This is a genomic window from Corynebacterium sp. MSK122, assembly GCF_030229435.2.
GTDB classification, from domain to species: domain Bacteria; phylum Actinomycetota; class Actinomycetes; order Mycobacteriales; family Mycobacteriaceae; genus Corynebacterium; species Corynebacterium marquesiae.
In genome coordinates, this window is sequence record NZ_JASPHV020000002.1 from 114,419 (window position 1) to 132,164 (window position 17,746).

The following is a 17,746-nucleotide window of genomic DNA, read 5'->3' on the forward strand; positions in this document are numbered from 1 at the left end:
AAAGGCTACCCTAACTAGCTTGCACCGCCCAGAGTGCCCGCTTAATCCCCTCAACGATGTCCGCCAGCTCCATCATGGGCTTATCCGTTTTCTCCTGCTCTGTAATGAACGGGACGTGGACAAATCCTGCGCGTACCTTCGCCCCTGCGAAGTGATGCAAGAGACCATAGAGCAGCTGGTTACACACGAAAGTCCCGGCCGTATTCGACAACCGCGCCGGAATATCCTCCATTGCCGCAACCATTTCTTTTACCGGCAGTGTAGAGAAATATGCCGCCGGGCCACCTTCCACAACCGGTACATCCACCGGCTGATAACCCGCATTATCAGGAATATCGGCATCCATAACGTTAATCGCGACCCGCTCTGGGGTGATATGCGCTCGCCCACCGGCCTGGCCCAAACATACAATTGCATCGACCGCCGAGCCCTCCGCCGCCTCAATCGCCCGACGCAGCGATTCCCCGAACTTCGTCGGGATCACCAGCTTGATGAGCTCCGCGTCTCCAATGCGATCCGGTAGTTGCTTAAGAGCTCGTTCCGTGGGGTTTATGCTCTCTCCGCCGAAGGCGTCGAATGCGGTTACGAGGATTTTCATGCTGCCAGTATTCCAGATATCCCCGGGCCCTCCCACCCTTCGCGCTCGCCGGCAGCACCTGAATGGCGCTTCCCCCTAGTCTTGGTGAGCGGCAAGGGTGTATGCCAGATTCTCCCCCTCCCCTCACGCTCACCGGGAATGGTGGTCCAAGCACTCGGGAGCCGGCCCATGAGCGCGAAGGACGAGGGCACCTAACCGATTTGTTGCTTGGTAGTGCAGTCGATCTTCGCGTATGAACGTCCATTCTTATCTACTGACGTCATGGCATAGTTCCCGCCATAAGCTCGGCACCCAGTGTAGTTATCGACGACCGGCGCCGGCTGGGGTGCGGGCTGCTGCTCGGGGGCTTTATAGTCAGCCACCTCGTCATGTGTTGGCTGCTCCGCTACCTCTACTTCCGGCGCGTCGTGCTCCTGCTGGCGAATCTCTTCTTGCCGCTGCTCTGCACGGCGGCGTTCTTCTTCCTGGCGCTCCTTTTCGCGCCTCTCTTCCTCCCGCTCTTTCTCCTCCAATTTCTCGAGCTCTTCGCGGGTTTGTTTCTCCTTCCCCTCAAGGTCGCGTTCCTTCTTCGCGGCAATCTCCTTGGGAGCATCCGGATACGCTGCTTTCTGGAAGGTGCTTCGATCATCCTTGTGGCGAGTCAGAACCGCTAATCCGGCCTTCGCAGCTGCTGACTTGTCCAGTACATCCTCGTACCCTGCAATATCAGCTTCCCCGGAAGCTGCAAATGCTGCCGCCGCAGCTTCAGCGCCGCTAAGCGCCTCGGCCATGCCCTTATCGCTGGAAACCTTGCACTCGTCCGAGACCCCAAAGATCCCTTCGCCGGCCTCTTTAGGGCCGCGTTCGGCATTGTGCACTTCGTCGTAGAACTTGTCATTTCCGCCAAATACAACCGCCGTGGCCAGCCCTTCGGCCGCGATATCCGCGTTAATGAAGTCATCGTCAATAAAGACACCGGCAAGAGTGCGGCCATACTTATCAGTCCGCTCGGAGTCATATTCCAACCGAACCTCCGTCCCCTTTGGCAGCCGTCCTTCCAAGTACTGCTTCGCTTCCTCCGCGAGGCACTCACTCGGTTCGCCGTTATGACCGATTTCCGGCGTATCAATATTAAGTAGCCGAACGCGGGTATTTTCGCCGTCTATGTCGACGTCAATGGTGTCGCCATCGATCACTCGATTGACCACCACAGTATCTTCGTCACCGCCGCCTAAAGCAACGGAAGCCACTGCGCCAACTGCGAAAATGCCAAGGAGAGGTTTAACCCAGCCCATGAATGTTCCTCCTGAGAAAGATAGAGAGAGTAGCTACTTAAAGTTAGCAATGGGACACGCGTGGCAGCTTAGGCTCCCCTCCCTTCGCGCTCACCAGCACCATAAAGCCAGCGCAAATCCACCTTTCCGTGAGCGCGAAAGGTGAGGTTGCGGCCACGGCAAAGCACTCGCACTTTGTGCCTACAGACGTAGAAGGAATAAGCTGAACGATGTTGAAGTTGAACAGGACAGTATCTGGAAAATAGTCCGATCTGTCCATTTTTATTTTCAAAGGAATCTTTATGTCCCAACAAGAATCTTCGCGCTCCAAGCTTCCCGGCTGGGCCACGGGATTCGGTGCTCAGGTCATCGCGGGCCTCATCATCGGCCTTATCCTAGGCTTCATTGCCTCCGGCATGGATACCGACCCAGATAACCCGGGCTGGTTGACCACCCTGCTCACGGGCGTCGGCAGCGCCTACGTCCAGCTGCTCAAGGTGATGATCCCGCCACTGATCTTCGCCGCTGTTGTTACCTCCGTCGCTAATCTGCGCAAGGTCGCCAACGCCGCGTCCCTGGCAATTTCCACGCTTGTATGGTTCGCCATCACCGCATTCTTCTCCGTCCTGACGGGCATCATCGTCGCCGTCGTGATGAAGCCGGGCATCGGCACGAGCATCGATGCTGCCACCGCGCAGGATCCTGCCCACGTCGGCTCGTGGACCGCGTTCTTTGAGCAACTTCTGCCCCAGAACTTCATGGGCCTTACCGCCTCGCTTTCCGACGGCGAAGTATCCCTCAGCTTTGGCGCCCTCCAGCTCCTCGTCATCTCACTGGCCATTGGTATCGCCGCCGTCAAGACCGGCAAGTCTGCTGAGCCTTTCCTGCGCTTTACCGAGTCCTTCCTGAAGGTCATTCAGGTCATCCTGTGGTGGATTATCCGCCTTGCCCCGATTGGCACCGCGGCCCTCATCGGTAAGGCGGTAGCTACCTACGGCTGGGATGCACTGGGCTCGCTGGGCAAGTTCGTCTTGGCCATGTACGTCGGCATGGGCCTGGTATTTGCCGTGGTCTACCCGGCAGTACTGAAGTTCAACAAGATCCCGGTCATCGGCTTCTTCAAGCGCGTATGGCCCGTGACCTCCCTGGGATTTGTCACCCGTTCCTCGATGGGCGTCATGCCAGCTACCGAGCGATTCAGTGAAAAGGCTATGGGCGTTCCGTCCGAGTACGCTTCCTTTGCCATTCCGCTGGGCGCAACTACCAAGATGGATGGCTGCGCTTCTGTATACCCAGCCATCGCTGCCATCTTCGTCTCCCAGTTCTACGGCATCGACCTTGACTTCACCCAGTACCTGCTCATCATCTTCGTGTCCGTTATCGGTTCCGCCGCTACCGCAGGCACCACTGGCGCAACGGTAATGCTCACCCTGACGCTTTCTACGCTCGGCCTGCCACTGGCCGGTGTTGGTCTCCTGCTTGCCATCGAGCCAATCATTGACATGGGCCGTACCGCACTCAACGTCACCGGACAGGTGCTGTGCGCCACCATCGTGGCTAAGCGCGCCGGCATCCAGGACAAAGCAACCTGGGATGCTGCCGAGAACGGCGTCAAACACATTATGGATTCTGACTCGGCCGAGACCATCGGAGTCAAGGCTTAAACCAGTCTCCTAAAAGGCAAAAGAAACGCCCGCAAGGTAATCCTTGCGGGCGTTTAGCTATGCGCTTTTACTTCTTGAGGCCGTCAACACCATCGGTGTCGATCTGCTCCTTGCGCAGCTCCTCGGTGTGAGTCTCGGTGTCGCGAACGGTGTCCTTCTTCAGGTTGATCTTCTCAACCGGAACGGTTTCCTTGTTCACGTTTACGCGCTCCTCGTGCAGGGTGACGGAAGCTTCCTCGGAGTCACCGGAGATGGTGCCGTTGTAGTTCTTGGCATCCTCAGCGTTGATCGGGGTGCGCTCGACGCTAACCTCTTCACGCTCAACCGGAACCTCAACGGTCTCGGTGTCAGTCACAACGTACTTGCGCAGGCGAGCCTCACCGGTAGCCACGCGCTCCTTGTTGACGTTGAGCTGTTCCTCGGAACGGATGAGCTCGCCATCGTTGTTGGTGCGTGCAGCTGCAGCGTCATCAGCCACGCCAGCCTTGCGCTCGGTAGCAGCAGCGTCGGTGGTGTGGGTGTCTGCCTTCTTCTCGTCAGCATGTGCACCTGCAACACCTGCGCCAGCACCAGCAGCGCCAGCACCTGCGGTCAGGTTGTGATCCTTGTCAGCGCCAGCCTGAGCGTCGCGCTTGGAGTCAAGGTTGGAATCCTTGTAGTCGGTAACGTCGTGTGCGTTATCCAGACCGTAGTGCTTGAAGATATCGGACTGTGCCTCAGGGGTCAGCGGCTTCTCGGAGTCAAAGTCCGGAGCATCCTTGATGCGGTCCTTGGAGAAGCCCAGCTTCAGGTCATCGCCGGAGAAGTCGTGCCCACGCAGCGGAACCAGGCTGGAGTTCATGCCGAACAGGCCGTGGTTAACCTCAACGAAGGTAGGCTGGCCGGACTGGTCATCAACGAATACCTCGTTAACGTCGCCCAGCTTCTCGCCGTTCTTGTCGTATGCGGTTGCGTTAAAGAGGTCCTTAATGTTCTTACCCATTGTCAGTAAATCCTTTCTGCTATTTGTATAGCTATCTCCAACCAAACAAAAGGACATTTTTTAACCCCGCCACGTGGAGTGTGGGGTGAAAATCTCCAATTGATTGCTGTAACAACCACCATACGGAGAATTCAAAATTTTTCGACCGATAGCGGAGATTTTTTTCGATTTCGTTCACCAAAGCCAAGCTTCATGCAGCTAAGAACGGTTGGTAACAGTTCTATAACATTGGAAAATCTGCACCATAAGTACCCGAATCGCGGAAACCGAATGTCGATTCTCTCGCCCGCAGCGCCCTAGACGCACCCCTTCACGATCTCCAAATCGTCCACTGTTCAACACACCCCCGAAATGCGGTGACAGCGGCACCACAGGATTCTCTCAAAAGAGTGTACCTTTTCTCCGAGTATCCACAGTGGTCGGCAGAAAGCTGAGAAGACTAAGCCTTAGCGGAATAAGTACGGACGCCGATTTTCCAGGCCGGCTGGTTCCACATGAATGAAAGCACTGCAGCCTGGGTACAGCTCGTCGAGGGCAATTTCCACTGCGTCTGCAACCTCGTGGGAGTGCATGACACTCCATTCCCCTGGCACCTCCATGGTCAGGTACACCAACCGCTGGCGGCCAGAGGCCACGGTGCGACGCTCCGTGAAGTTTACCGAGTGTTCCTGCTCCAGCCGAGCTAGGAGCTGCCTAATGTTCTGACGCTCGTCGTCGGGAAGCGCCTCAGAAAGCAGGCTACTTACCGAATCGCGCAGGAGGCTATAGCCTGTCCACAAAATATTGATGCCCACTGCGAGCGCCACTACAGGATCCAGCCACCACCAACCAGTAAGGAATACGGCGGCGATGCCTATAAGGACGCCGACGGAAGTCCAGACGTCGGTAAGCAAATGGTGCCCATCCGCATCCAAGGTGGCGGACCGGTAGCGCTTACCTGCACGGATGAGCGCGATGCCCACCGCGCCGTTAAGCACGGACGAAAGCGTTGACAACGCCAAGCCCCAGCCCGGTTCTTCAATCGGCTGTGGAACAAAGAAGCGTTGGATCGCCGTGTACACGATCATGCCGGCCGCAATAAAAATCATTGCGCCCTCTACCAAGGCGGAGACGTACTCGGCTTTGCCGTGGCCAAACTGGTGGTTATCGTCGGCCGGCTTAGAGGCAATCCGGAGGGCATAAAAGCCGGCGACGGCCGCGACTAGGTTCACGATTGATTCGAGCGCATCCGAAAGAAATCCTACCGAGCCGGTGAACCACGCGGCAAAGGCCTTGAGGAGGATGGTAGCCACTGCGGCGGCGATTGATAGCTGTATGAAGCGCTCAAGAATGCGCTGCTCTGATCCTATGGAGGACAAAGTCACTTCTCCCTTCGGTTCGGTTGCGGACCGAAGGTCTCGTTCACGGCCGCGGGCACTGCGGGCGCTGGCTGGCCGGGCTAAACGCCAGTATGTCGACCAGTCATCTCGGAATTAACCGAGGGAACTACTCCCCTTCAGGAAATCCTAACTTTATAGGGCAGGTGACACCGGCGCAAGATCGAAAAAGCCACGGGAAACTCCCGTGGCTTAAATTCGTGAAGCTTTAGTGCTGGCCCTCTGCAAACTCTTCTACCAGCTTGGCGTTAAAGGCTGGCAGGTCATCTGGAGTGCGGGAGGAGACCAAGCCCTGGTCGCAGTGGACTTCCTCATCTACCCAGGTGGCACCTGCATTGCGCAGGTCGGTCTGCAGGGACGGGAAGGACGTCAGGGTGCGGCCCTTGAGGGCTTCAGCATCAGCCAGGATCCATGCGCCGTGGCAGATGGCACCAAGCGGCAAATCCTTGCTCATGTGGTTGCGCACGATTTCTACTGCGGCCTTGTCCAAGCGGATGAGGTCAGCATTCTCGGTACCGCCAGGCAGAATGATGCCATCGAAAGACTCGCCAGTGGAGTCAGCGGTAGCGGCGTCAACGGAAATCTCCGTACCGTTCTTGCCGGTAATGGTGCCGGCCTTTGGGGCGAGGACACGCACGGTAGCGCCAGCGTTCTTCACGGCCTCTAGCGGGGAGGTCAACTCGGAGTCTTCGAAGCCATCGGTAGCGATGATGGCAATGGTTTTGTTATCTAGTTCAGCCATGTTGCAGCCTCCTTTGTTCGGGTACGCCGCCCACAGTAACGCGGAAGTTTCGTCTTCGCTACCTTCTTTTCGCTTCTACGGACAAGCCCCTCGCCCGCAGCCAAAACCAAGCTCAGACCGGCTGGAATTAGCCGCCGATCTTAAAGTCGCACACATCGCCGTCCTGCATGATGTAGTCCTTACCCTCTTGGCGGACCTTGCCATGCGCACGGGCCTCAGCCATGGAGCCAGCGGCTACAAGGTCATCGAAGGAAACGATCTCGGCCTTAATGAACTTCTTTTCAAAATCGGTGTGGATGACTCCAGCTGCCTGCGGTGCGGCAGAGCCCTGCTTAATGGTCCACGCACGGGCCTCCTTCTCCCCGGCGGTGAGGTAGGTCTGCAGACCCAAGGTGGCAAAACCTGCCTTAGCCAGGGTGGCTAGGCCCGGCTCATCTTGGCCTACGGCCTCGAGCAACTCGCGGGCTTCGTCTTCTTCCAACTCGAGCAGCTCGGTTTCGGTCTGCGCATCGAGGAATACGGCCTCAGCCGGGGCGACGAGCTGGCGGAGTTCTTCCTTCTTAGCGTCGTCGGTAAGCACTGCTTCATCCGAATTGAAGACATAGAGGAAGGGCTTAGCCGTCATCAGATGCAGATCGCGCACGAGGGCGAGGTCAATCTCGCCCTCCTTCGCCGCGGCGAAGAGGGTGCGATCATCTTCCAGAATCTCCTGGGCCTTCTTGGTTGCTTCCACCTCGGCGGCCAAATCCTTATTCTTGCGCGCATCCTTTTCCAGGCGCGGCAGGGCCTTTTCGATGGTCTGGAGATCCGCAAGAATGAGCTCGGTATTAATAACGGAGATATCATTGCGCGGGTCCACCTTGCCATCGACGTGAATGACATTGTCATCAGAGAAGGCGCGTACTACCTGGCAAATGGCGTCTGCCTCACGGATATTGGCTAGGAAGGCGTTGCCCATACCTTCACCCTGCGAAGCGCCGGAGACGATGCCGGCGATGTCCACGAAGGACACGGTGGCAGGAAGGATGCGCTCAGAGTTAAACATCTCCGCCAGTTGGGTCAAGCGGGAATCCGGCAGTTCCACCAGGCCCACGTTGGGCTCGATGGTGGCAAACGGGTAGTTCGCCGCCAGGATCTCGGAACGGGTCAGGGCATTAAACAAAGTGGACTTGCCCACATTGGGCAGGCCGACGATTCCTAGTGTAAGACTCACGGGGCCAATCCTAACGCACCCGCCTTCTTTTAAGGCAAGATGGTGGGGTGAATTCTGATAGCCAACCGCTGCCCGATGACCCTCAAGCGGGCTTGGGCGATAAGTTTGATGAAAGCTTCGACACCAGCAAGCTGGAAGATGTATCCCCACATCCACCGGGTGATCAGGTAGACCGCTCCGTCATCGCCGGCGAGGTGGTTAAGTCCGCCTCCCTATGGGCCGTTCGGCTGCTCATCATCTGCGTTTTCCTCTACGCCCTCTACCGTTTGCTAGGTAACTTCTGGCAGGGGCTTTTGCCGGTGCTTTTGGCCCTTATTATTTGCACCGTTCTGGCGCCGGTGGCGAAGAAGCTGCGCAATATTGGCCTGCCCGCCGCGTTGGCGGCCGCCGTAACCATTTTGGTTTCTTTCACGGCTGTTGGCGGCCTCATTGCGTTTGTTGCCCCAGATTTCATGCGGCAATCCCGGTCACTGTATTTGCAGACGGTCTCCGGCATCCAAAGCCTGCAGCTCTGGGCCCAGGGTCCACCACTTAACCTCGATAGCGATGACATGAGTAGCTATATCGATGAGGCGGCGTCCTGGCTGCAGCAGCGCGCCGGTGCCATCGCCGGATCGGTCTTTACCGGCATCGGCACCGCCACCTCCATCTTGGTCACGCTCTTCATCGTGTTGGTGCTGACCTTCTTCTTTCTGAAGGACGGCGCTAAGTTCCTTCCCTGGCTGCGCGATGCCACGGGCAAGCGCGCCGGCTGGCACCTCACTGAGCTACTTACTCGCGCCTGGAATACGCTGGGCGGCTTCATTCGCGCGCAGGCGGTTGTCTCGCTTGTCGACGCCGTCTTTATCGGCGTCGGCCTCGCGCTTATCGGCGTTCCGCTGGCCATGGCTTTGGCGATCATCACCTTTATCGCGGGCTTCATCCCTTTCGTCGGCGCGATCGTGGCCGGCGCTCTCTCCGTCACCATCGCGTTGGTCTCCCTTGGCGTAACCAAGGCTCTTCTCGTCCTAGGCTTGGTGTTGCTGGTCCAGCAGTTGGAAGGCAATGTTCTCTCGCCCTGGCTGCAGTCCAAGGCCATGGACCTGCACCCGGTCATCGTCCTGGTTTCCGTAACGGTAGGCTCAGCTCTCTTTGGCCTGATAGGTGGCTTCCTCGCGGTTCCGGCGGCCGCGATGTTTGCGGTGGCCTACCGCTACGGCCAAGACATGATGAAGCTGCAGTCGGGCGAAAAAACCGCCGCGGATCTGGACTTTTCTACCGTAGCTGGTTATCTCATCGGCCGCTACACCGAAGACCAAGGGCGTTATAAGCGCGAGGCATGGCTCAAGATGCCGGACTATGCAGCCCCAGAAGGCGCGTTTGCCGACGTCTCCGCGGACGGCGATTCCACTTCCCTCGACGCTGCCCTCAATGTGGAATCCACCCCCAAGGAGCATGAAAAGCCCGGCATGCGCACAAACCTGCGCCGCGCCCGCGATGCCTTCGAAGGCCTGTTGAACGGAGATTCGAAAAAATAGTGAGTCGCGTCGGCGGCGCGTGCCATGCTGGAAGCCATGACTTCCACTTTGCCCGTGCTGCTACTTTTTATCGGCCTCATCCTCGGCGCGGTAATGGGCTGGTTAGCCCATTATTACTCCGCTACGCGCTCCGCGCCGAGCGCCGAGCACCGCGCGCTGCAAGACTCGCAGCGTCGCCAAGCCGAGCTCCAACCGCTAGAAAAGGCCATGGACCGCTTGGGATTTCAGCTCCAAGAAATTGAGGAAGACCGCACCGCGCTGCTCGCCTCCCTCTCCAGCCAGGTGCAAGCGGTGACCCGCACCTCCTCCCGCTTGACCGAACGCACCGACAAACTAGTGACCGCTTTGCGCTCACCCAATGTGCGTGGCCGTTGGGGCGAGGTGCAATTGGAGCGCGTGGTTGAGCTCGGCGGTATGACCAAACACGTGGACTTTGATTGCCAAGTCTCCGCCCCATTGGGCGGGCGCGTCGTCCGCCCTGACATGCTCATCAATTTAGCCGGTGGCCGCCACATCATCGTCGATGCCAAGGTTCCTTTTACCTCTTACCTTGACGCCCTAGAAACCGATGACCCGGAAGAGCACGCCGGCTTCCTCCGCCGCCACGCGCATTTAATGCGCGGCCACGTCCAAGCACTATCGCAGAAGGACTATATTGAGGCCTTTCAACCAACGCCCGAGTTTGTCATCCTCTTCGTTCCCGCAGACCCCTTCCTTGATGCTGCATTATCGGTGGACCCAGAACTTATCGAGTACGCCTTTGAACGCAATGTAGTGATCGCCACCCCCAGCTCGCTTTTTGCGCTCTTGCGCACGGTGGCCATGGGGTGGCACCAGGAAGATATTTCCGCCAAGGCAAAGGAGGTCCAGCGCTTGGGGCGCGAACTGTATACGCGCCTGAATACGCTTTCTGATCACTACGGAAAGGTGGGCCATAACCTGGAAAAGGCAGTCGAAGCTTATAACGCCACGCTTTCCTCGCTCGATTCCCGCGTGGGCGTCACCGCCCGCAAATTGCATGAGATGGATATCCCGGGCCGCACGGATCGCACCCCGCGGGAGCCCTTGCCTATTGATACGTGGCCTCGCGGAAATTCGGCACTATAAATCCGCCGCTTTCGTGCGTGGAAATAGCCATGGGCCGGCGGCAACCGGTAGGATCTTCCGACGTGTCACAAGCCAAGCAAAGAAAGTCCTCCGCCGCCCAAAGCTCCGGTCTCCCCAGCATCCCGCTGGGCAAGGGCCTTGGGCTGCTCGCGGCACTCTTGCTCACCGGCGCGTTTATTTCCATTCTGATGGGTTCCATCGGGTGGGCCTACCTCGCGTTCCTTGTCATCGGCTCACTGCTGGTGGCGCTCATCGTAGAAGAGCGGGGTCTTTTCCTCACCGTGGCTTCTATCCCCATTGTGTATGCCATAACGGTGGTCGTGGCCGGTTTCTTTATCACCAAGGCCAACTTGCCAGAGGGCGCATCGGCTTTTTCCAAGACGGCGACCATCACCGCGGCTTTCCCCCTTGTCCAGAGGTTCCTGTGGCTCCTCATTGCCCTGGTGGGCGCGGCAATCATCGCCTGGCTGCGCTGGGTACGCTTCCGCAAGACGGCCAAGCGCACCGCCGAAATGGAAACCGCTTCCCGCCGTGCCGACGCCAAACAAGACCGGCGCAACCGCGAGGAGCGCCTATCGGTTGCAGACTTGATGGCGCGCGATAAACCGGCAAGGAACTTCAAGCAGTCTCAAGCCGCTCCGCAGCGCGCCCGCGCCTCGCACACGTTGAAGAAGTCACGCCCCGCGCCCAAGGATCGCCTCCGTGGTCGCGACCGTGAAGAGCGTCGCCGAATGCAACAAGAGGAACGCGACAATCCACTGCGCCCGGATCCAGCCCGGCGCGCTGGCGATTCCGTTCCGGCATCTCAGCAGCAGAAGGAACAGCCCAAGCAAGGTTGGGACGATAACCTCTACGACGAGGACTAAAGCAAAAAGAAAGGCCCGTTTCTGGGCCTTTCTTCCGTTTTAGCTGCCGTATAGGCAAACGCTACTTAGGTGCGTGCTGGGCGCAGGTCGCGCGGTAGGGCGAAGGTAATCGTCTCGGTAGAGGTCGTTACCTGTTCTACGTCGCTATAACCGCGCTCGTCCAGGAACTCCAGTACTTCGCGTACCAGCAACTCAGGTACCGAAGCACCGCAGGTTACGCCGACTGTCTGGACGCCTTCCAACCAAGATTCGTCGATTTCCTTGGCAAAATCCACGAGGTGGGAAGTCTTGGCGCCTGCCTCAAGCGCCACCTCAACCAAGCGCACCGAGTTAGAAGAGTTCTTAGAGCCCACCACAATCATCAGGTCACACTGTGGGGCGATGGCCTTGACGGATTCTTGGCGGTTTTGGGTGGCGTAGCAAATATCGTCTGAAGGCGGGTTCTCCAAGTGCGGGAAGCGCTCGCGCAGCTTATTGACGATGGTGATGGTCTCATCCACCGATAGCGTGGTTTGGGACAGCCAGATAAGCTTCTCATCCTGCAGGAACTCTGGCAGCTTGGCGACGCCCCCGATGCCATCCACGAGGTGGGTGACCTCAGGTGCCTCGCCGGCAGTGCCTTCTACTTCTTCGTGGCCTTCGTGGCCAACCAAGAGGATATGGTAGCCATCGCGCTGGAAGCGCTGGGCTTCCTTGTGCACCTTGGTAACCAATGGGCAGGTGGCGTCCAAAGTAAGCTGCTTGCGCTGCGTTGCTTCTGCGCGCACGGCAGGGGAAATACCATGGGCGGAGAAGACTAGGTGGGCGCCTTCTGGTGCCTCAGAGGCCTCGTCGACGAAGATGACGCCGCGGTCTGCCAGAGATTCTACGACGTAACGGTTGTGCACGATTTGTTTGCGTACATAAATGGGCGCGCCGTACTTTTCCAGCGCCTTTTCTACGGTCTCGACCGCGCGGTCCACGCCTGCGCAGTATCCGCGCGGGGCCGCGAGGAGAACATTTTTACCATCAGTCATGGCTCCCAGAGTATCGAAACACTACGCAAAACAATAGTGGGACCTAACGTCACCTTTCTGGCTACCCCGAGCGGGGCAATAGACCACGCTGGCCCCTAAACTAGACGGAAGAACACGGCAGACTGAAGAAAGGGAGGCTGTGTGAATCAACCGGCAAATACTCCGGATACTCCCTGGCCCGTTGGCAAGGTCAATGACCAAGTCAAGGGCTGGATCGAGCGCCTGGGTTACCTGTGGGTAGAGGGTCAGTTGACCCAAATTAACTTCAAGCCCACCTGGAAGCTGTCCTACCTCACTCTGCGTGACGTACAGCAGGAAAAGTCCGTGCAATTGACTTGCCCCTCATCGATGTTGCAGTCATTGTCAGCACCGCTGAAAGACGGCGATCGCGTCATTGTCCACGCTAAGCCCGCCTTTTACGCTGGACGCGGATCCTTTTCACTGTGGACCACCGAAATTCGTCATGTGGGCATTGGCGATCTGCTTGCTCGCATTGAAAAGCTGCGCCAACAGCTAGCTGCTGAAGGCCTTTTCGATCCCGCACGCAAGCGACCTCTCCCCTACCTGCCGCACAAAATTGGGCTGATTACCGGCCGTGGTTCTGCTGCAGAGCGGGATGTAATGGCGGTAGCCCATGACCGCTGGCCGGCGGTGCAATTCCGCGTCCTCAATACCGCGGTTCAGGGTGCGAATACCGTACCTGAGGTTATTGATGCGCTCCAGCGGCTTGATGCGGATCCCGAGGTGGACGTCATCATCATCGCCCGTGGCGGCGGCTCCGTGGAAGATCTGCTGCCCTTCTCGGAAGAAGCACTGCAGCGCGCAGTGGCAGCGGCCGGCACCCCGGTAGTCTCTGCCATTGGCCACGAGCCGGATAGCCCAGTGCTCGATAACGTCGCCGACCTGCGCGCCGCCACGCCTACCGACGCCGCAAAACGCGTCGTGCCCTCTGTGGCCGAGGAACGCGCCATCGTCGCAGAGGCTCGCTCTCGCATGGCGGCCGCGCTGCGCGGCTGGGTGGAAAGGGAACGTCGCGGCCTCGATAATATTCGTTCCCGGCCTGTCATGGCAGACCCGATGACCCCTATCCGTGCGCGCCGCGAGGAGGTGGAGCGAACCCGCGCCACCATGCGGCGAGAAATTGAAGTCATGGTGGAGCGGGAAACCCGCCACGTGGAATCGCTGCGCGCCCGCGTATCGGCGTTGGGACCGTCGGCGACTCTCGCCCGCGGATACTCCATTGTCCAGGTAGTGCCCAAGGACGGTTCCGGACCCGAGGTTGTCACCTCTTATAAGCAATCCCCGCCTGGCGCTCAACTGCGCATTCGAGTGGGCGATGGCTCTATTACCGCAGTTTCTATGGCCTCCCAGGCCGCCGATTAATCAACAACCGAGGAGAAAATCATGTCCGATGACACCATTGGTACCGGCCAGCCAGGCCAGGATGCTTTTACCCCAGTAGAAGAATTGAGCTATGAGCAAGCCCGCGATGAGCTTATTGAGACCGTGAAGATTCTCGAGCTTGGGCAGATGGGCTTGGATGAGTCACTAAAATATTGGGAGCGCGGCGAGGCCCTTGCGCGTGCGTGCGAGGCGCACCTCGACGGCGCGGCGAAGCGTGTGGAAGACGCGCTCGATAAGGCCGAGGACGCAGACGCTGAAGGAGACGAGTAGTGCACATCTATGGTTATCCAGGCGAGCGCGTGGATTTTGTGTCGAAATCCGCGGCCGCCGGTTCCATCATGGCGGGCGATTCCCGAGATTTCGTAGAAGAATTCTTCGGTCCTGCACACACCCGCGACGATAATGAGGTGAGCTACTTCTCCCGATCCGTGGTGCTGCGCTTTACGGACGACAAAGTACGCGAGATTGCTATTTATCCGCAGCGCTCGCAGCGTGAGCGCATCGATGTCTTTGCCGGAAAGACACGCCTCAGCGGCCTAGACGCGGAGGCTTTGGCGGAGGTTATTGCCCAGGCCGGCGACGGTCTTAGCGCTACCGCCGCGGAAGAAGGCTTGGGCGAGGTTATTTTTCGGCTATAGGTGCGGCGTCGATAAACGCAGCGGTAGCAGCCTCAAAGTCACTGTCGTCCGCGGCGCCGGAAATGATGAGGCGGGCATCGCCCAAATCCGTAACCCACAGGCGGCGCACGGAATCATCGTCGCTTTCTAGCACCCGCACTTGGTGCCCCTTGACCTCGCGGGCGGATTCAATGCCGCGGTAGTTGGCGTCGTACGTCTCGCCTGCCTTATCGGCCGCGACCTGCGTTTGAGTAGACTCCACAAACCCTTGGTCAGCGGTCACCCAACTGACCACGGTGGCGTTCTCGCCGCCCATATCTACACGGCGGGCAGCATTGGCCTCCCAACCCTCTGGCATTTCGGGATTGCGAATTGCACCGACCCCTGCGCGGGCTTGGGTGTCTAGGAAGGTTTGTTCATCCACTTCCTGCACCGCTCCCTGCTGGGTTTCGGAGTTAATTGAACACAGGCCGGTCGCTCCCACGGCGAGCAGCATCATAATCACCACGACAGCGAGGGACAGGGAGATGTCCTTCGCGCCTTCAAAAATCTTTGGTCTTTCTTCTGCAGCCACGCGCCTTAGTATCGCACGGCCAGCTTTCAAAAAGCCACACGGCCCCTTTTCCCAAAAAAGATCTGTCAACCCCCACAAATGGGGCGCAAAATCGAACCCATTAGAGCAAAAAAGTGCGAGAATGGAAAGGTAGAGCATCAAGGGGAACACCCCTCGATGAGAAAACTATGGAAGGCAACCACTACACATGTCCGAAAATACGTCTTATCTTCCTGACCGCAACCTGGCAATGGAACTGGTTCGTGTCACCGAGGCAGCAGCACTCGCTTCCGGCCGTTGGGTAGGCCGCGGCCAGAAGAATGAGGGCGATGGCGCGGCGGTCGACGCCATGCGCAAGCTCATCAATTCCGTAGCGATGAACGGCGTCGTTGTCATTGGTGAGGGCGAAAAGGATGAGGCCCCCATGCTCTTTAACGGCGAAGAGGTAGGCACCGGCGAGGGTGCCGCCATGGATATCGCCGTAGACCCAGTCGACGGTACCCGTTTGATGGCAGAAGGCCGCCCCAACGCTATCTCCGTCATCGCAGCCGCAGAGCGCGGAACCATGTATGACCCTTCCGCAGTCTTCTACATGGAAAAGATTGCTGTTGGCCCAGAAGCAGTCGGCGCTATCGACATCAACGAGTCCGTGGAGTGGAACATCAACTCCGTGGCCAAAGCGAAGAATATTCGCCCCGAAGATCTGACCGTGGTGGTCCTTGACCGCCCGCGCCACGAGCAGCTCATCTCTGAAATTCGCGCCGCTGGGGCCAAGGTACGCCTCATCATGGATGGCGACGTAGCCGGCGCCATCGCCACCTGCCAGGATTCGAACTCCATCGACATGATGATGGGCATCGGCGGCACTCCAGAAGGCATCATCACCGCCTGCGCTATGCGCTGCATGGGCGGCGAAATCCAGGGCAAGCTGTGGCCGAAGGATGAAGAGGAAGCAGAAAAGGCCCGTGCAGCTGGCCATGATTTGGACCGTGTTCTCAAGACCACTGACTTGGTCTCCTCCGAAAACTGCTACTTCGCTGCCACCGGCGTGACCAATGGTGACATGCTGCGCGGTGTTTCCTACCGCAATTCCGGCGCTACTACCCGCTCCCTGGTTATGCGTTCCAAGTCCGGCACCATCCGCTACATCGACTCCATCCATAAGCTATCTAAGCTGCAGGAGTATTCCGTAGTGGATTACACCGCCCCGACCAAAAACTAGGGTTCACCCCCGAAGGCGGCCCTCTTGGTAGTTCTCCGCCATACTGGATAGCACACACTCCCCAATTAACTGAGGTGATCTTCACATGACTGAATACCGCATTGAACATGACACAATGGGCGAAGTAAAGGTTCCCGCAGATGCCCTGTGGCGTGCACAGACCCAGCGCGCAGTGGACAACTTCCCTATTTCCGGCCGTGGCCTGGAAAATGCGCAGATTCGCGCTCTTGGCCTGCTCAAGGCTGCTTGCGCCCAGGTAAATAAGGATTCGGGCAAGCTGGATGCCGATAAGGCCGATGCCATTATTGCCGCCGCTACCGAAATCGCCGAGGGCAAGCATAACGATGCCTTCCCTATCGACGTTTTCCAGACCGGTTCCGGCACCTCGTCCAATATGAACACCAATGAGGTCATCGCCTCCTTGGCGCATAACAATGGCGTGGAAATTCACCCGAATGACCACGTAAACATGGGCCAGTCTTCCAATGACACCTTCCCCACCGCTACGCACGTGGCTGCTACGGAAGCTGCCGTTAATGACCTTATCCCGGGCCTGAAGGTTCTCCACGAGTCCTTGACCAAGAAGGCCAAGGAATTCGCTGATGTGGTCAAGGCCGGCCGCACCCACCTGATGGATGCCACCCCGGTTACCCTGGGCCAGGAATTCGGCGGCTACGCCCGTCAGATCGAGCTGGGCATCGAACGCATCGAGGCCACCCTGCCGCGTCTGGGTGAGCTGGCCATCGGCGGCACCGCCACCGGTACCGGCCTGAATACCTCCGCTGACTTCGGCGCCAAGGTCACCGAGGAACTTAAGAAGCTCACCGGCGTAAAGGAACTGAAGGAAGCGGAAAACCACTTCGAGGCACAGGCTGCCCGCGATGGCTTGGTGGAATTCTCCGGCGCCATGCGCTCGGTTGCCGTATCCCTCAATAAGATTGCCAATGACCTGCGCATGATGGGATCCGGCCCCCTGACCGGCCTGGCAGAAATTCACCTGAAGGACCTGCAGCCAGGTTCTTCCATCATGCCGGGTAAGGTCAACCCCGTCATTCCGGAGGCCGTCACCATGGTGGCTGGCCAGGTGGTGGGCAATGATGCCGCAGTTGCCTTCGGCGGCGCCCAGGGCCACTTCGAGCTCAACGTCTTCATCCCGATGATGGCGCGCAACGTACTCGAGTCCGCTCGTCTGCTGGCTAATGCTTCCCGCGTCTTCGCTGATAAGTGCATTGATCACATCGAGGCCAACGAAGAGCGCATGAAGCACTTTGCGGAGTCTTCCACCTCCATCGTGACCCCGCTCAACTCTGCCATCGGCTACGAGAACGCAGCAAAGGCAGCAAAGCACGCCCTGCACGAGAAGATCACCGTCCGCCAAGCCGTTATTGACTTGGGTTTCGTCGACGGCGAAAACCTCACCGAGGAAGAGCTGGATAAGCGCCTCAACGTGCTGAGCATGACTAACCGCGACCGCGATAACTTCTAAGTAATCGCCGGACCGCTTCCCCGCCCGGGCAGGACTCGGGCGGGGTTTTGCATGCCTGGGGTAAGGGGGGGCGTCAGCAAGCGCTATGACATAGCACACATTAGAGGAAACGCACCTCTAAAATCACCAC

Annotated in this window: 17 protein-coding genes; 9 read left to right on the forward strand and 8 right to left on the reverse strand. The window is 58.5% G+C overall.

What is annotated here, in order from left to right:
* Window positions 1-10: 10 nt before the first annotated feature.
* Both pcp and QP934_RS01670 read right to left on the reverse strand, forming a co-directional pair.
* Window positions 11-598 carry a pyroglutamyl-peptidase I gene (gene pcp, locus QP934_RS01665; protein ID WP_419126633.1) on the reverse strand — a complete coding sequence of 196 codons (588 nt, stop codon included), beginning with the start codon at window positions 596-598 and terminating at the stop codon, window positions 11-13.
* A gap of 191 nt (window positions 599-789) precedes the next feature.
* The gene (locus QP934_RS01670) at window positions 790-1,872 is read right to left on the reverse strand and encodes a thermonuclease family protein (RefSeq protein WP_419126634.1); all 1,083 of its coding nucleotides are present in this window, start codon (window positions 1,870-1,872) and stop codon (window positions 790-792) included.
* 281 nt (window positions 1,873-2,153) lie between these two features.
* On the opposite strand from QP934_RS01670, the gene QP934_RS01675 reads away from it, so the two are divergent.
* On the forward strand, window positions 2,154-3,515 hold the full coding sequence (locus QP934_RS01675) for a dicarboxylate/amino acid:cation symporter (RefSeq protein WP_337887179.1): 1,362 nt from the start codon (window positions 2,154-2,156) through the stop codon (window positions 3,513-3,515).
* Between the two features lie 67 nt (window positions 3,516-3,582).
* Here the strand turns inward: QP934_RS01675 and QP934_RS01680 are convergent, their stop codons facing one another.
* From QP934_RS01680 to ychF, 4 genes are all read right to left on the reverse strand, one after another.
* Window positions 3,583-4,497 (reverse strand): PRC and DUF2382 domain-containing protein, encoded by a 915-nt coding sequence (locus tag QP934_RS01680; RefSeq protein ID WP_419126635.1) that lies wholly within the window; start codon window positions 4,495-4,497, stop codon window positions 3,583-3,585.
* A gap of 446 nt (window positions 4,498-4,943) precedes the next feature.
* Window positions 4,944-5,855, reverse strand: a complete 912-nt coding sequence (locus QP934_RS01685) for a cation diffusion facilitator family transporter (protein WP_419126636.1) — start codon at window positions 5,853-5,855, stop codon at window positions 4,944-4,946.
* A 226-nt stretch (window positions 5,856-6,081) separates the two neighbouring features.
* A complete protein-coding gene (locus tag QP934_RS01690) occupies window positions 6,082-6,615 on the reverse strand; it encodes a type 1 glutamine amidotransferase domain-containing protein (protein ID WP_337887176.1) in 534 nt (177 codons plus the stop codon).
* Between the two features lie 127 nt (window positions 6,616-6,742).
* On the reverse strand, window positions 6,743-7,828 hold the full coding sequence (gene ychF / locus QP934_RS01695; RefSeq protein ID WP_179386300.1) for a redox-regulated ATPase YchF: 1,086 nt from the start codon (window positions 7,826-7,828) through the stop codon (window positions 6,743-6,745).
* Window positions 7,829-7,875: 47 nt separating this feature from the next.
* Between ychF and QP934_RS01700 the strand changes: the two genes are divergently transcribed.
* The 3 genes from QP934_RS01700 to QP934_RS01710 all read left to right on the forward strand — a co-directional run bounded on the left by QP934_RS01700 (window position 7,876) and on the right by QP934_RS01710 (window position 11,318).
* Window positions 7,876-9,345, forward strand: a complete 1,470-nt coding sequence (locus QP934_RS01700; protein ID WP_419126637.1) for an AI-2E family transporter — start codon at window positions 7,876-7,878, stop codon at window positions 9,343-9,345.
* Between the two features lie 36 nt (window positions 9,346-9,381).
* Window positions 9,382-10,452: a DNA recombination protein RmuC gene (locus QP934_RS01705; RefSeq protein ID WP_419126638.1), complete on the forward strand. Its 1,071-nt coding sequence runs from the start codon at window positions 9,382-9,384 to the stop codon at window positions 10,450-10,452.
* A 62-nt stretch (window positions 10,453-10,514) separates the two neighbouring features.
* Window positions 10,515-11,318, forward strand: coding sequence for a DUF6542 domain-containing protein (locus QP934_RS01710; RefSeq protein WP_419126639.1), 804 nt, complete (start codon window positions 10,515-10,517; stop codon window positions 11,316-11,318).
* 65 nt (window positions 11,319-11,383) lie between these two features.
* Here QP934_RS01710 and QP934_RS01715 read toward each other — a convergent pair whose 3' ends face one another.
* Window positions 11,384-12,334, reverse strand: a complete 951-nt coding sequence (locus tag QP934_RS01715) for a 4-hydroxy-3-methylbut-2-enyl diphosphate reductase (protein WP_049378468.1) — start codon at window positions 12,332-12,334, stop codon at window positions 11,384-11,386.
* Between the two features lie 141 nt (window positions 12,335-12,475).
* On the opposite strand from QP934_RS01715, the gene xseA reads away from it, so the two are divergent.
* From xseA to QP934_RS01730, 3 genes are read left to right on the forward strand one after another with little or no spacing between them, the layout of a single operon-like run.
* Entirely contained in the window at window positions 12,476-13,717 is a 1,242-nt protein-coding gene (xseA, locus tag QP934_RS01720; RefSeq protein WP_419126640.1) for an exodeoxyribonuclease VII large subunit, read from the forward strand.
* A 21-nt stretch (window positions 13,718-13,738) separates the two neighbouring features.
* Window positions 13,739-14,008, forward strand: coding sequence for an exodeoxyribonuclease VII small subunit (locus QP934_RS01725; protein WP_005327444.1), 270 nt, complete (start codon window positions 13,739-13,741; stop codon window positions 14,006-14,008).
* Window positions 14,008-14,376, forward strand: coding sequence for a hypothetical protein (locus QP934_RS01730; protein ID WP_419126641.1), 369 nt, complete (start codon window positions 14,008-14,010; stop codon window positions 14,374-14,376). Before QP934_RS01725 ends, QP934_RS01730 begins: the two co-directional genes overlap by 1 nt.
* Here QP934_RS01730 and QP934_RS01735 read toward each other — a convergent pair.
* Window positions 14,360-14,929 (reverse strand): DUF4245 domain-containing protein, encoded by a 570-nt coding sequence (locus tag QP934_RS01735; protein WP_049378465.1) that lies wholly within the window; start codon window positions 14,927-14,929, stop codon window positions 14,360-14,362. The genes QP934_RS01730 and QP934_RS01735 overlap by 17 nt on opposite strands.
* A 187-nt stretch (window positions 14,930-15,116) precedes the next feature.
* Here QP934_RS01735 and glpX point away from each other — a divergent pair, with 187 nt between their 5' ends.
* Together glpX and QP934_RS01745 are read left to right on the forward strand one after the other, a co-directional pair.
* On the forward strand, window positions 15,117-16,130 hold the full coding sequence (gene glpX, locus QP934_RS01740) for a class II fructose-bisphosphatase (RefSeq protein ID WP_419126642.1): 1,014 nt from the start codon (window positions 15,117-15,119) through the stop codon (window positions 16,128-16,130).
* Between the two features lie 85 nt (window positions 16,131-16,215).
* Entirely contained in the window at window positions 16,216-17,616 is a 1,401-nt protein-coding gene (locus tag QP934_RS01745) for a class II fumarate hydratase (RefSeq protein WP_005323592.1), read from the forward strand.
* The last annotated feature ends 130 nt before the right edge of the window (window positions 17,617-17,746 follow it).

Bases quoted from the DNA above. Each gene is read 5' to 3' on its own strand.
- pcp (WP_419126633.1), bottom strand. From the start codon at position 598: ATGAAAATCCTCGTAACCGCATTCGACGCCTTCGGCGGAGAGAGCATA.
- QP934_RS01670 (WP_419126634.1), bottom strand. From the start codon at position 1,872: ATGGGCTGGGTTAAACCTCTCCTTGGCATTTTCGCAGTTGGCGCAGTG.
- QP934_RS01675 (WP_337887179.1), top strand. From the start codon at position 2,154: ATGTCCCAACAAGAATCTTCGCGCTCCAAGCTTCCCGGCTGGGCCACG.
- QP934_RS01680 (WP_419126635.1), bottom strand. From the start codon at position 4,497: ATGGGTAAGAACATTAAGGACCTCTTTAACGCAACCGCATACGACAAG.
- QP934_RS01690 (WP_337887176.1), bottom strand. From the start codon at position 6,615: ATGGCTGAACTAGATAACAAAACCATTGCCATCATCGCTACCGATGGC.
- QP934_RS01705 (WP_419126638.1), top strand. From the start codon at position 9,382: ATGACTTCCACTTTGCCCGTGCTGCTACTTTTTATCGGCCTCATCCTC.
- QP934_RS01715 (WP_049378468.1), bottom strand. From the start codon at position 12,334: ATGACTGATGGTAAAAATGTTCTCCTCGCGGCCCCGCGCGGATACTGC.
- QP934_RS01725 (WP_005327444.1), top strand. From the start codon at position 13,739: ATGTCCGATGACACCATTGGTACCGGCCAGCCAGGCCAGGATGCTTTT.
- glpX (WP_419126642.1), top strand. From the start codon at position 15,117: ATGTCCGAAAATACGTCTTATCTTCCTGACCGCAACCTGGCAATGGAA.
- QP934_RS01745 (WP_005323592.1), top strand. From the start codon at position 16,216: ATGACTGAATACCGCATTGAACATGACACAATGGGCGAAGTAAAGGTT.